15 protein-coding genes are annotated in these 12913 nt (G+C 60.6%); 4 read left to right on the plus strand and 11 right to left on the minus strand.

Going from position 1 to position 12913, the window contains the following annotated elements:
- Window positions 1–11: 11 nt before the first annotated feature.
- The 5 genes from glnA to Q0837_RS02005 all read right to left on the minus strand — a co-directional run bounded on the left by glnA (window position 12) and on the right by Q0837_RS02005 (window position 4850).
- Window positions 12–1421, minus strand: coding sequence for a type I glutamate--ammonia ligase (gene glnA / locus Q0837_RS01985; protein ID WP_298464583.1), 1410 nt, complete (start codon window positions 1419–1421; stop codon window positions 12–14).
- A 67-nt stretch (window positions 1422–1488) separates the two neighbouring features.
- Entirely contained in the window at window positions 1489–1827 is a 339-nt protein-coding gene (locus Q0837_RS01990) for a P-II family nitrogen regulator (protein ID WP_298469723.1), read from the minus strand.
- A 228-nt stretch (window positions 1828–2055) separates the two neighbouring features.
- On the minus strand, window positions 2056–2982 hold the full coding sequence (gene argC, locus Q0837_RS01995) for an N-acetyl-gamma-glutamyl-phosphate reductase (RefSeq protein WP_298464586.1): 927 nt from the start codon (window positions 2980–2982) through the stop codon (window positions 2056–2058).
- 29 nt (window positions 2983–3011) lie between these two features.
- Complete coding sequence (locus Q0837_RS02000) at window positions 3012–3362, minus strand: hypothetical protein (RefSeq protein ID WP_298464588.1); 351 nt, start codon at window positions 3360–3362, stop codon at window positions 3012–3014.
- A 99-nt stretch (window positions 3363–3461) separates the two neighbouring features.
- Window positions 3462–4850, minus strand: a complete 1389-nt coding sequence (locus Q0837_RS02005) for a M17 family metallopeptidase (RefSeq protein WP_298464591.1) — start codon at window positions 4848–4850, stop codon at window positions 3462–3464.
- Window positions 4851–4910: 60 nt separating this feature from the next.
- Between Q0837_RS02005 and Q0837_RS02010 the strand changes: the two genes are divergently transcribed.
- The 3 genes from Q0837_RS02010 (at window position 4911) to Q0837_RS02020 (ending at window position 7074) form a co-directional block, all read left to right on the plus strand.
- The gene (locus tag Q0837_RS02010; RefSeq protein WP_298464593.1) at window positions 4911–5738 is read left to right on the plus strand and encodes a DUF4163 domain-containing protein; all 828 of its coding nucleotides are present in this window, start codon (window positions 4911–4913) and stop codon (window positions 5736–5738) included.
- 47 nt (window positions 5739–5785) lie between these two features.
- Window positions 5786–6610, plus strand: a complete 825-nt coding sequence (gene map / locus Q0837_RS02015; protein ID WP_298469725.1) for a type I methionyl aminopeptidase — start codon at window positions 5786–5788, stop codon at window positions 6608–6610.
- Window positions 6611–6771: 161 nt separating this feature from the next.
- Window positions 6772–7074 carry a hypothetical protein gene (locus tag Q0837_RS02020; protein ID WP_298464596.1) on the plus strand — a complete coding sequence of 101 codons (303 nt, stop codon included), beginning with the start codon at window positions 6772–6774 and terminating at the stop codon, window positions 7072–7074.
- An 8-nt stretch (window positions 7075–7082) separates the two neighbouring features.
- Here the strand turns inward: Q0837_RS02020 and Q0837_RS02025 are convergent, their stop codons facing one another.
- The 4 genes from Q0837_RS02025 to ccmA are packed head-to-tail and all read right to left on the minus strand — an operon-like array spanning window position 7083 to window position 9473.
- Window positions 7083–7745: a hypothetical protein gene (locus Q0837_RS02025; RefSeq protein WP_298464599.1), complete on the minus strand. Its 663-nt coding sequence runs from the start codon at window positions 7743–7745 to the stop codon at window positions 7083–7085.
- On the minus strand, window positions 7745–8212 hold the full coding sequence (locus Q0837_RS02030) for a DUF4440 domain-containing protein (RefSeq protein WP_298464602.1): 468 nt from the start codon (window positions 8210–8212) through the stop codon (window positions 7745–7747). The genes Q0837_RS02025 and Q0837_RS02030 overlap by 1 nt, the downstream gene beginning before the upstream one ends.
- A gap of 2 nt (window positions 8213–8214) precedes the next feature.
- Entirely contained in the window at window positions 8215–8865 is a 651-nt protein-coding gene (locus Q0837_RS02035) for a heme exporter protein CcmB (RefSeq protein ID WP_298464605.1), read from the minus strand.
- The gene (ccmA, locus tag Q0837_RS02040) at window positions 8862–9473 is read right to left on the minus strand and encodes a heme ABC exporter ATP-binding protein CcmA (protein WP_298464608.1); all 612 of its coding nucleotides are present in this window, start codon (window positions 9471–9473) and stop codon (window positions 8862–8864) included. Before ccmA ends, Q0837_RS02035 begins: the two co-directional genes overlap by 4 nt.
- Before the next feature lie 62 nt (window positions 9474–9535).
- On the opposite strand from ccmA, the gene Q0837_RS02045 reads away from it, so the two are divergent.
- Complete coding sequence (locus tag Q0837_RS02045; protein WP_298464609.1) at window positions 9536–9829, plus strand: 4a-hydroxytetrahydrobiopterin dehydratase; 294 nt, start codon at window positions 9536–9538, stop codon at window positions 9827–9829.
- Window positions 9830–10046: 217 nt separating this feature from the next.
- Here the strand turns inward: Q0837_RS02045 and Q0837_RS02050 are convergent, their stop codons facing one another.
- Together Q0837_RS02050 and Q0837_RS02055 are read right to left on the minus strand one after the other, a co-directional pair.
- Window positions 10047–10862, minus strand: coding sequence for an SDR family oxidoreductase (locus tag Q0837_RS02050; protein WP_298464610.1), 816 nt, complete (start codon window positions 10860–10862; stop codon window positions 10047–10049).
- Between the two features lie 92 nt (window positions 10863–10954).
- Complete coding sequence (locus tag Q0837_RS02055; protein WP_298464613.1) at window positions 10955–12901, minus strand: S9 family peptidase; 1947 nt, start codon at window positions 12899–12901, stop codon at window positions 10955–10957.
- Between the last annotated feature and the right edge of the window lie 12 nt (window positions 12902–12913).

The raw sequence follows: 12913 nt of genomic DNA on the forward strand, positions 1-12913 counted from the left end.
GATAATAACGCCTACGCGCTGTAGTACATGTCGAATTCGACCGGAGCAGGCGTGGTTTCGAGGCGGATGACCTCTTCCCACTTCAGTTCGGCATAGGCTTCGATCTGGTCCATGGAGAACACGTCGCCCTTGAGCAGGAATTCGTTGTCTTCCTCAAGGCTTTCGAGCGCTTCACGCAAGCTGCCGCAGACGGTTGGAACTTCGGCGAGTTCTGCCGGTGGCAGGTCGTAGAGGTTCTTGTCCATGGCTTCGCCAGGGTGGATCTTGTTCTCGATCCCGTCGAGGCCAGCCATCAGCAGCGCCGAGAAGGCGAGATACGGGTTGGCGAGAGCATCCGGGAAGCGGAACTCGACGCGCTTGGCCTTTTCGCCCGCGCCATACGGAATACGGCACGATGCCGAGCGGTTGCGCGCCGAATAGGCGAGCAGCACTGGCGCTTCGAAGCCCGGAACCAGACGCTTGTAGCTGTTGGTGGTGGCGTTGGTGAAGGCGTTCACTGCCTTGGCGTGCTTGATGACACCGCCAATGTAATACAGGCAGTTTTCCGACAGACCGGCATATTCATTGCCTGCGAAAGTTGGCTTGCCGTCTTTCCAGATCGACATGTGGCTGTGCATGCCGCTGCCGTTATCTTCCTTGATCGGCTTGGGCATGAAGGTCGCGGTCTTGCCGTATGCGTGCGCGACCTGCTGCACGACATATTTGTAGACCTGCACCTGGTCGGCGGCGCGGGTCAGTGACGAATAGGTTATGCCAAGTTCATGCTGGGCAGCGGCCACCTCGTGGTGGTGCTTGTCCATGTTGAGGCCCATTTCCATCATCGTCGAGACCATCTCGCCGCGAATGTCCATCGCGCTGTCGACCGGAGCGACGGGGAAGTATCCACCCTTGGCGCGGGGACGGTGGGCCATGTTGCCCATCTCGTATTCCTTGCCGCTGTTGGTCGGCAGTTCAATATCGTCGATCGCGTAGCCTGACCCTGCATAGCCATCTTCGAAACGCACATCGTCGAACATGAAGAATTCAGGTTCCGGTCCGACATAGACGGTGTCGCCGATGCCGGTCGATGCGAGATAGGCTTCGGCGCGGGTCGCGGTCGAGCGCGGATCGCGGCCGTAAAGCTGGCCGTCCGATGGCTCCACAATGTTGCAGAACAGCGAGAGCATCGGCGTTGCGCTGAACGGGTCGATGTAAGCAGCGTCCATGTCCGGCTTCAGGATCATGTCGGATTCGTTGATGGTCTTCCAGCCTTCGATCGAAGAGCCGTCGAACATCAAACCGTCTTCCAAGGCGTCTTCGTCCATGACGCTGGCGGCCATGGTCAGGTGCTGCCATTTGCCCTTGGGATCGGTGAAGCGCAGGTCGACCCACTCGATTTCCTCGTCCTTGATCTGTTTCAGGACGTCATTCACGGTTGCCATGCTGGAGTGCCTTTTCTTTGAGTTGTGCGCGCCTGTTCGGCGAGCGGGAGAGGTTGGATGTTAGAATTCAGACAGCGTCCGCGTCGGTTTCTCCGGTGCGGATGCGCAGCGCGCTTTCGATGGCGGTGACGAAGATCTTGCCGTCGCCAATGCGCCCAGTTTGGGCGGCTGAGGCCACTGCCTCGACGACGCGGTCAGCCTGATCGTCATCGACGACGACTTCGAGTTTCACCTTTGGCAGGAAATCGACGACGTATTCAGCGCCGCGATAAAGCTCTGTATGGCCCTTTTGCCGGCCAAATCCGCGCGCTTCGGTCACGGTGATACCGGAGACACCGATTTCATGGAGCGCTTCCTTCACCTCATCGAGTTTGAAGGGTTTGATGATCGCTTCGATCTTCTTCACGTATCGTTTTTCCTGCCCCATCGACCGTTTCCGGCCGCGCGTCGCCAATTTATTGACAAAACCCTACCAAGAATCGTGCCAACGCTGGTGTTACACCGGGTTAGCCAAACCTCGCGCGGGCGCAAGGAATCGCTTGGTGTGCCTAAGGAACTAGCAACATTGTGACGCGCCGCGCAACAGTGCTCATTCAGCGAACGCGAAGTGCCTAAATTTTAGGCAGGAGAGTCGTCAGAGACGCAGTCCCGTGGTCTCGGGTAGCCCACACATAATGTTGAGATTCTGGATCGCCGCGCCCGATGCGCCTTTGCCGAGATTGTCGAGCCGCGCGATGAGGCGCGCGTTCCACCCGCCTTCATTTCCACACACGAACAACTCCATCCCATCCCAAGGATCGGGCATGCTGTTTAGTGTCAGTTCGCTTGGCGTTGCGCGGTGGAAGACTGAAACGACAGCCGAATCGGCAAAATGACCAAACAACGCGTCGCGCAGGCTCTCCGAGTGCGGGTCGGTGGACATAGCGCCTAGGTGAAGGGGAACCTCAACAAGCATCCCCCGATAGGCTGGAATGACCGAGGGCGAGAAAAGCACTCCATGGTCGAGCCCTGCGTGCCGCTGCATCTCCGGACGGTGCTTGTGAGCAAGGTCGAGGCCGTAGGTCCGATAAGCGAGATCGAATTCTTCGTTGAAACGCTCGATCAAAGCGTTCCCGCCCCCTGAAAACCCACTGACGGCGTTGCAAGTGAACGGCCAGTCGGCTGGGAGTAAATCAGCGCGGACGAGCGGCGCGACCAGCGCGAGAAACCCGGTCGGATAACACCCTGGATTGGACACAAACTGCGCCTCCGCAACTCTGTCGTGTCCGATCAATTCGGGGAACCCGTAGGTCCATCCATCAGCTACCCGGTGCGCGCTTGACGCGTCGATGATCCGTGTGTTCGAACCTTCAGCCATTTTCACCGCTTCGCGCGCTGCATCATCCGGCAGGCACAGGATCGCGATATCTGCCTCGTGCAGCGCTTCTTTACGTGCGGCCACATCCTTGCGCTGCGCGTCGCCCAGCACCAGCAGCTCGAACTCGGCTCGATCGGCGAGCCGTTCGCGGATTTCGAGGCCAGTGGTGCCTGCTGCACCGTCGATGAAAATGCGTGTTGCCATGGCGCGGGGCCTTAGCGCGGGGTTTTGAGCTAGGCCAGTTCGGTTAGCAGCAAATATCCGCTAGGCCCGTCGGGACCAAGACAGCCCCATGCCCAGTCACCAGCAATATCGAGCACTTCGAAGCGGGAGTTCGCGGCGAGTTGATGCGTCACATCACTATCATCGCGCGGCATCAAGTGGAGCGCTGCGCCATTCGAACCGATCTCGCGAACTTCGGGGATGACATAGTGCGCGGCCAGATGAGTATCGGCGAGCGCCATATGCGCGAGGTCGCCGCGCAGCGGCAACGTGCCGGGCGCAGGTTTTTCGACCGGACCTTTCAGGCCCAGTATGCCCTCCGGCATTGCATATTCAGCTGCGAGATGTGCAGCGCCGCTCATTCAAAACAATTCCTCAACCCCTGTGGTGCGGGCCGCTTATACACTGTGATGGTTTCGAGCAAGTTAGCCACGTCATGCGGGTCCCAACGCGCGAACGGTTCAGGCGTTTCCGTAACGAGCCTTTAGCATGTGCCAGCTCGCTCGCAGGCCGTAGGCCGTGCCGCCTTTGGAACGTCCTGGCTTGGGGAATGGGCGCCACGCAAAAGTGTCGAAGTGCACCCAATCGATGCCTTCACCGACAAATCGATCGAGGAACAATCCGGCGACGCTTGCGCCTGCATAGGGGTTGGAATGCGCGTTGACGATGTCGGCGATGTCAGACTTGAGATACTCGCGGTAGGCATCGGGCAATGGCAAGCGCCACGGTTCGTCATCTGCCGATTTGCCCGCGTCGATGAGTTCCTGTGCGGTTTCATCACGGCGGGTCATCATCGCCGCATAGTCCGGGCCTAGTGCGACGCGCGCCGCTCCGGTCAGCGTGGCAAAGTCGATGATCAGTTCGGGCTCTTCCTCGCTCGCCCGCGTCAGCGCATCGCCAAGGATCAACCGACCTTCTGCATCGGTGTTGTGAATCTCGACGCTCAGGCCCTGACGACTATCGAGCACATCGCCCGGGCGAAATGCCGGGCCGGAGATAGCGTTTTCGACCGCCGGGATCAGCAGGTGGAGCCGAACCTTGAGACCTGCACTCATCACCAGCCCTGCCAGCGCGATGGCATGGGCCGCACCGCCCATGTCCTTTTTCATCAACCGCATGCCGGACGCAGGCTTGATATCAAGACCGCCGGAATCGAAGCAGACGCCTTTGCCGATGATCGCCAGCACCGGAGCGTCCTTGTCGCCCCATTCGAGGTGCATGATCCGGGGAGCATGGTGCCGCGCCGCCGCGCGTCCGACCGCATGGACCATCGGATAGCCCTGCTCGAGCGCATCGCCCTTGGTCACTTTCAACTCCGCACCGTGCGCCTTGACGAGTTTTTCTACTTCGCCTTCCAGCGCGGTCGGGCCCATGTCTTCGGCGGGCGTATTTACGAGGTCGCGCACCAGCATTTCAGCCTCGGCCTCAGCGATATAACCGGGAAGACGCCCAACTTGCTCGGTCAGAAGAACTCGCGGGCCGGTCGCATTGTCATCATCGCGGTAGCGGGTGAAGCGGTAATGCGCTGTCAGCCAGCCGAATGCCGCTGCGCCGGGCTGGTGATCCACCAATCGGTAGGTGCCTTCGGGCAGTTGTTCGGACAGTGCCGCAAGGCACCAACTCGTCATATTCTTCGGGTTCGCAACGCCGCCCATCGCGAACCATTTGTCGCCATCGGGCACGATCCCGACCTGCCCGGCGTTCCCTTCGAACTTCTGCGCCGCGAGACTTGAGCGCTGGCCAGCGGAAAGTGTCTTGGCGAATTCTTCATACGCACCAGCGGTGGTGAGATGGATCGCGGTTGCGTCTTGCCCGTGATCGGGCTGGATCAGGTCGTTGATATCGGTCATCCTGCGTCCATAATCGCGCGCGTAAACTTGTCACGTCTCAATTGCAGGGGAGAGGGTGCGATGCTCGTGAGGATTCTGGCAGGGCTGGGCCTTGCGGCGATGGCGGCGTGCTCGTCGGCAAGCGAAATTGGCAACGAACTTGGTGTCGACGACAGCCAAATCGTTGTTGGTGAAGAGACAGCAGAAGAGAAACTGGAACGCAGGCTGGCGGGCGGGGCGAAAGCGCGCGAGATCGCTGTTGAAAACGACTTGATGAAGTTCAGCTACAGTTGGCCAGCCGAAGCGGTCGCCATTGCTCCGCTTGATGCAGCGATGGAGATACGCGCCAAGACCGAGCAGGAAAAGTTCGAAGCAATGACGGTTGAGGCCAAGGCCGATGCTGAGCAGTATGACTATCCGTATCGCCCCTATGACTTCTCCAAGAACTGGGCGGTTGCCGCCGATACGCCCGGCTTTCTGAGTCTAGCAGCCGCGAACTACACCTATACCGGCGGTGCGCACGGCAACTCGGTGTTCGATTCGATGATCTGGGACCGCAAGACAGAGGCTGTGATGGTGCAGACCGACATGTTCGTGTCGCCTCAAGAGCTCGGAACGGCCGTACGCGAGGATTACTGCACCGGCCTTCGAGCGAAGCAGATGGAGCGGTTGGGTTCGAGCGTTGCCAATGAAACCGGAGCTTTCGACAATTGCCCGACGCTGGACGAGTTGGTTGTGGTGGTGGGATCGTCGAATGGCGAGGCATTCGATCAGGTCGACTTGCTTGCCGCACCCTATGTGGCTGGTTCGTATGTCGAAGGTTCTTATCAGGTAACCGTTCCCGTGACTCAGGCCGTAATGCAGGCAGTGAAGCCTGAATATCGAGCGGCGTTTGCGCTCGGAAGCTGAGCCAACACCCTCTCGCATTCTTGCGAGCCATTCGCTATATGGCGCTGATGCACGAATATCAGCTCATCGACGGCGACCAGACCGTCTATCGCGACGGCACGATCAAGCTTCACACCGAGGAAGGCTTTGACGGGATGCGCAAGGCCGGACGGCTGGCCGCGACCATCCTTGATGAAGTTGCAAACCTCGTCCAGCCCGGCGTCACCACCGAAAGCATCGACACCGCGATCCGCGATATGATGCTGGATGGAGGCGCAGTGCCCGCGACGCTCGGCTATCGCGGCTACACCCATTCAAGCTGTATCTCGATCAACCACGTGATCTGCCACGGCATTCCTTCGGACAAGGTGCTGAAGGAAGGCGACATCCTCAATGTCGACGTCACGCCGTTGCTCGACGGCTGGCACGGCGACACGTCGCGGATGTTCTTTGCTGGTGAACCGCCGCTCAAGGCGAAACGGTTGGTCGATGTGACCTACGAATGCCTGATGCTTGGCATCGAAGCGGCCAAACCCGGCGCGCGCCTCGGCGATATCGGTGCGGCGATCGAAGCCCATGCCAAACAGTTCCGCTATGGCGTGGTGCGCGAGTTTTGCGGCCACGGTTTGGGCCGCCTGTTCCACGACGCCCCCGAAGTGGTCCACGCGGCCAAGGCAGGGACGGGGCCGGAGCTGAAACCCGGCATGTTCTTCACCATCGAACCGATGATCAACCTGGGTAAGCCTTGGGCGAAGGTGCTGGGCGACGGCTGGACTGCGGTGACGCGCGACAAGTCGCTGAGTGCGCAGTTTGAGCACAGCCTCGCGATTACCGAGACCGGGACCGAGATCTTTACGAAGAGCCCGACCGGACGAGACAAGCCGCCTTATTGATTTTCGCACGCCCATCCGGGCGCGCGATCCTCGCTCGATGTGCAGCAAAGCTGCACCCGCTGCGGGCGGGCAGTCACCCTTGCGGCGCTCCGCGCCGAACACTCCCTTTCATCATCCCGGACTTGATCCGGGATCGGGCCTCTTTCGCGTAGGATGAGACCATGCAACTACGAGACTTGCTTGAGAGAGCGAGCAGGGAACTTCTAATCGAGTTCGTACTCGCCGCGATCCATGGCTACACGATCATGGCGCGCGATCCTGACCTCACCGAAGACGATCGAACGATGATCAACAACCGGATACATTATTTGGTTGGGCATGCCCTATCGCTGTCGCGGCGCGAAGAATTGGACGCATGGCGTTTCGATGGAATTGTGGAGAATTTCGGTCCACTTGCCCCTTCGCTGCAAAAGCACCCCTGGGAAGTCTTGAAGAAGCTGGATCCCGGATCAAGTCCGGGATGACTTGAGAGCTAGAGAAACCAAACCGCCAAGACCGTAACCATCACGGCGATAACAACCACCGAAAACCCCAACATAGCCAAAACCGGCTTCGTCACGCTGCCCTGCGTCATCCAGTCATACCCAACCGCGATAGCCACCGTAATCGGCACCTGTACCGCAATTGCGACCGGGTCGGGCAGGTCCAACACTTGCACTACGCGGGCATAGGCGGGGGTCATCAGCGCTAGCGTGCCAATCAGCATCGCCTGCCGGTGTGCGTGGATTTCGCGCCGCCGGGCAAAGTGCAGCGATGCGAAGTAGAGCGGCAGGAACGTCACAAGCGCGGCGAGGTTCACGATGGTCACTTCGGGGCGACCAAGTTCCTCGCCGATATTGATGGAGATGATCGCGCCCGACACCGCCATCGCTGCGACAAGGGCAATCGAGGCACGGCCCAAGGCGCGGTGCATGTCCAGCCGCTGACCAGCCGCCAGCCACGCCTGGCTCGCCAGCAGTCCCAGCCACGCTGTCATCGTCACTGCATGGAACACTACCAGCAGCGTATAGCGTGCCTGCACCTCGGTATGCACCAGTGCCTTAGCCGCAAATGCGAGCAGGGTGAACGCCAGAAGCCCCTGCGCAATGCGGCTGAGCAGGAGGTTTTCCCGTCGGTGGTTTTCCGGTGCGCGCACTATTCCGTGTCTTCGCCGGGTCCCGTCTGACCGCCTGCGATCTTCCAGCCATCCTCGCGTTTGACCATGCCAACGGTCATCCAGCCGTCGAAGGCGAATTGCTCTGCGCCCGATGCATCAAACATGGCGAGGTCGAAATGGGCCGAGACCAGCGCGCTGCGCTCGCCCAGGATCGATACCTGCATGGTGTCGGTCGTCATCCGCGGTTCCATGCCCGATGCGACCAGCTCCTCGAATGATGCTGCTGCCTCATCGCCAGAGGTGTACTGCACGCCGCCACGCTCAACCCAGTGAAAGCCGGGATTGTCGTCATACATGGCTGCGACCGCGCTACTCTGACCGCTGTTGACCGCCTCGACATACTGATCAAATGCCGCTTCGGCCTCGGCTTCTGTCGCAGGAATGCTCTGCTGCGGGGCGCAATTGACCAGTAGCAGGGCTGACGCAGCGGTTGCGAGAATTCTCATAGTCAAACCTCTCTGGCGGCTCTGATGGCGGCTCCTGCCGCAAAGGGCGCGATGGCGACCAGCAGCAGGCTTATCGCACCAACGAAGCCAAGGCTTGCTTGATCCTGACGCGCGAGCGCGCCTGCGCCGAATATCAGGATCGGCAGCGCGAGCGGAATCAGCATCAGGCCCGACAGTGCCGCGCCTGCGCGTAGGCTCGCGGTGAGTGCGGCGATCATCAGACCGATTGCGGCAAGGCCGGGCGTGCCAGCGAGCAAGCCGATGAGGAGCAGATGCAAAGTGGGATTGTCGAGCGCGAGCAAAGCGGCTGCGGGGAAAGCGGCGAGAATCAGCGGCGGGCCGAAGCTGAGCCAATGCGCCAGCAGCCGTACCGCCATCATCATCTCTTCGGTCAGTCCGCGCAGCTTCAACTGGTCGAACGTGCCGAGCTCGATATCCTGCGCGACAAGCTTTTCCAGCGGCAGGATCGCCGCAAGCAGAGCCGCGATCCATACAACACCGCCACCAGTCCGTGTGAGCATCACCGGATCAGGCCCGACCGCGAACGGATACAGCATCGCGACCGCGACGAAGAACACGACAGGCAGCGCTGCACCGCCACCGGCGAAGGGGAAGAACTTGGCGAGATCGCGTTTCAGGAGCGTGCCGATCATTCCGCGTCCTCATGTGCGGGGGCAAAGTCCTCGATTGCGAGTGTCTGAAGCCCTTCGATTGCCAATGGCTGGTGCGAGGCGATCAGGGCTATTCCGCCGCCGCCGATATGCAATTGGATCAGCGCCGTGACCTGCGCAATGGCGCCTTTGTCCAGCCCGCTCAGCGGTTCGTCCAGCAGCCAGACGGGAACCCCGCGATTGAGCAAGGCGGCAAATCCTGCACGTTTGCGCTGACCTGTCGAGAGGTAGCGCACCGGCACGTCCAGCAGCGGCTCCAGTCCCAACACAGTGATCGCACCGCTCGGATCGTTGCAACCATCGACGCGCTCCCAAAAGGCGAGGGCCTTTCGAAGCGGCACATCCAGATCGAGCGCAGGCCTCTCGTCCAGCAGGCCGATAGCTCCGTCGCTGCTGCCCTTTCCCGCATAGGGGGATGTCAGCCCCGCCAGCGCACGGATTAGGGTCGTCTTGCCTGTCCCGTTCGCTCCGGTGACATGCAGCGCCTCGCCGCTCGCCAGCACAAATGAAAGTCCGCGAAACAGCAGCCGGTCGCCCCGACGGCACGCGAGGTCGGTTGAAGAAAGAGAAGGGCTTGCAGAACCTTGCATCGGCTGGTGCGTTAGGGAAAAGCGTCTCCGCTCACAACAACGCCTTACAAGGATCGATCTCCATGGTTGCTGTCCCCGAACTCACCGAAGCCGAACGCGAGCGTTTGCTGGCCGACCGTCCCGATTGGGAACTTGCTCGCGAAGGCAAGGCGATCACGCGCACGTTCCAGTTCAAGGATTTCAGTGAAGCATGGGGCTTTATGAGCCGCGTCGCGCTGATCGCCGACAGCCAGGATCACCATCCCGAATGGTTCAACGTCTACGCCAAGGTGGAGATCACCCTGACCACGCATGACGCAGGCGGATTGTCGCAGCGCGATGCAGTGATGGCCAAGGCGATTGATAGTTTGGTTTAGTTTTTTGCTGCGCCCTCAAGCGCCGGGCGCGGGCCATCCGGCCCGCTTGGCTACGCGGCATAAGCCGCGTCGGGCAGTCGCCCTCTGACTGCCGTGGCCAGGAAACAAACGGCGACGAAGTCGCCGCAAGCCCGACCGGGCGCCCGCAGCGATGCGACCTTCAGGTCGCGTGAGCGAGGAAATCGCGGCGCGGATGCGCTGCGAAAAAACAGGAATCCTACTTCCCTAACAACGCAGCTCCAGCGCGTTGTTGCTTTCGCACGCGGCCGGGCATCCAGCGTTTGGCGAAGTTGAGCTGCCTGGCGGTCTTGCCGACGAGATAGTGCAGTTCGTCACCGTGAACTGCGTCCCACACGGTTTGCGCGACCTCCTCCACGGGAGTGATTTCAAGCCCGGCGGCTTTCACACGATCGCGAACAGCCTCGTTTGACCGGCGGTTGCCGGTTCCGTCGAGCAACGGCGTTTCGATGAAGCTGGGGCAGATGGAGCAGCACTTGATCCCGTCGTCGGCCCATTCCGCATCAAGGCTTTCGGCGATCCCACGCACCGCGAACTTGGTCGCGCTGTAAACACTCATCCCACTGCCGCCCGTTATTCCGGCGGCGCTCGCGATGTTGACGAGGCTGGAATCCGGGGCGCTCTTTTGAAGGTAGGGGTAGACCGCCTGAGCGCCGTAAAGAACGCCGCGCAGATTGATATCGAGGCAGCGGTCGATCTCTTCCTTGTCTAGTTCATGCAACGGGCCGCCAGTGCCGATTCCGGCATTGTTGACCATCACATCGATCCGGCCGCCGGCTGCAGTAGCGAACGCCTCGAGCGCTACGTCCCAGGCGTCCCGGTCGCGCACGTCCAGCTTGTGCAAGTATTTGAAGCCGCCGCCGATCAGCCCGAGCGTGTCCTGCATCCCGTCCGCGTTGACGTCGGCAACACCCACGAACCAGCCGCGATCGCCGAAATGGGTCGCGACCGCTCGGCCGATACCGGATGCTCCGCCGGTTATGAATATGGAACGGCGTGTATCGTTGGCGGTCATGTGATCCCTCTCCCCGACTGCGATTGATTGGCTCGTCTAAAGAGGTGAAGCGGGCTTGTCATTCCTCTCGTTCTCAATGATTGATCCGCGAACTATGCGGCAAGCCCCTGAACATGGCTCGCACCTTCGACAATTTCGGCCGTCGACGGTTCGAGCACGTCACCCAGCGGTTCGGCCCGGCCGCCGATACATTCGGCGAGGAAGTTCTCTGCGATGGCGAAGAAAGCGATGTTGTTCGACGGCTTGGCAAAGCCGTGGCCTTCGTCAGGGTAGAGCACATAGGTCACCGGGATGCCCGCTTCCTTCATCGCGCCGACGATCTGATCGCTTTCCGCCTGCTTCACGCGCGGATCGTTCGCTCCTTGCGCGATCAGCAGCGGCTTGACGATCTTGTCCGCCTTGTAGAGCGGGCTGGCGGCTTTGAGCAACGCGAGGCCTTCTTCGGTGTCGGGATTGCCCATGCGCTCGTGGAAGATTTTCACCATCGGTGCCCAATAAGGCGGAATGGTCGAGAGCAGCGTTTCGAGGTTGGACGGGCCGACAATGTCGACGCCGCATGCGAAGGTATCTGGCGTGAATGTAAGGCCCGCGAGCGTGGCATACCCGCCATAGGACCCGCCCATGATCGCAACCTTGTCCTTGTCGGCGATGCCTTCAGCGATGGCCCACTCGACGGCATCGATCAGATCGTCGTGCATTGCGAGGCCCCACTGCTTGTTGGCAGCGTTCAGGAAGTCTTTCCCAAACCCGGTCGAGCCGCGGAAGTTCACACTCAGAACCGCATAGCCGCGATTGGCAAGCATCTGGTGGATCGAACTGAAGCCATAAGAGTCGCGCGCCCAAGGTCCGCCATGGACCATCAGAACCATTGGCACTGGCGCATCGGAGCGACCGGATGCCTCTCGGTCGCTCCCAGCCGGCAGCGTAAGGTAAGAGGGCAGGGTAAGCCCGTCACGGCTCTCGATTTCGACCGGGTGCATCGGTTGTAGCGGCGCGCCCTCAAGCTCTGGCCGGGTCTTGTAGAAAGGCGTGAGCGTTTCCGCCTTGCGATCGTAGATATAGGTCGCGGTCGAGGCGGTGAGCGGGTCGTTCCAGACAATCCAGGTCTGGTTGTCGTCGGTCCGCGAAGAGATGCCATATTCGCCCTCAAGCTGCTCGCCCAGCCAATCGAGCGAAGCTTTCAGATCGGGCTCCAGCGCGGTCCATTCGCTCTTGAGGTAATTGACCGAATAGGCCTCGACCACACCGGTTTGGCGATTGCGGATCGTGCCGCCGATATCGGCTTTGTCGTCCTCGGCGATCAGAGTTCGCTCGCCGGTTTGGGTGTCCTGCGCGAACAATGCTGCCGTGTTGCGGTCACGGCTGTCGAGCCAGTAGAGCACCGACCCGTCCGTCGTGTATCCTGCCGGGCTTGTGGTCAGCGCATCTTCCATCGCTGTAGTTTCGAAGGGCTCGTCCTCGACCACATTGTCGGTGATGCGGAAATAGTCCGTACCTCCCGCTTCGTTCTGCCGCATCGCCATGCGCAAGGTCAGCGTGTCGTCGGCCATGAACCCGGCATAACTGTCGTTTTCAAGAACCAGCGTGAGATCGCCAGTGTTGAGGTCCAGCAAATGGACGTCATGGAATTGTGGGTCGCGGTTGTTCAGGCCAATCAGGATCTTGTCCTTGATCGCGACCGAGCTGCCGACCACGTCCACCCGTGTGTTCTCGAACGGCGTCAGCGTCGTTTCCGCCAGCGTTTCGATGTCGACCCGGTAGAGTAGGTAATTCTCATCACCGCCTTTGTCCTGAATATACAGGATGCTCTTGCCATCGGGTGCCCAGAGGTATTGCGGGATCGGGCGGTCTTCGGAATGGGTGATGACCTTGGCCGCCGACTGATCATCGCGCGGGGCGAGCCAGACATTCATTACGCCACCCTCTGGTGCGAGCCAGCTTAGCCATTTGCCATCGGGGCTGATCTTCCCCTGCGAGCGTGTCGGGTTGCCGAACAGGTGGTCGCGCGGAATGAGCGGAAATGCGTCGATGGCGGTCATGATCTCTCCCTT

The organism is uncultured Erythrobacter sp., assembly GCF_947499705.1.
Classification (GTDB): domain Bacteria; phylum Pseudomonadota; class Alphaproteobacteria; order Sphingomonadales; family Sphingomonadaceae; genus Erythrobacter.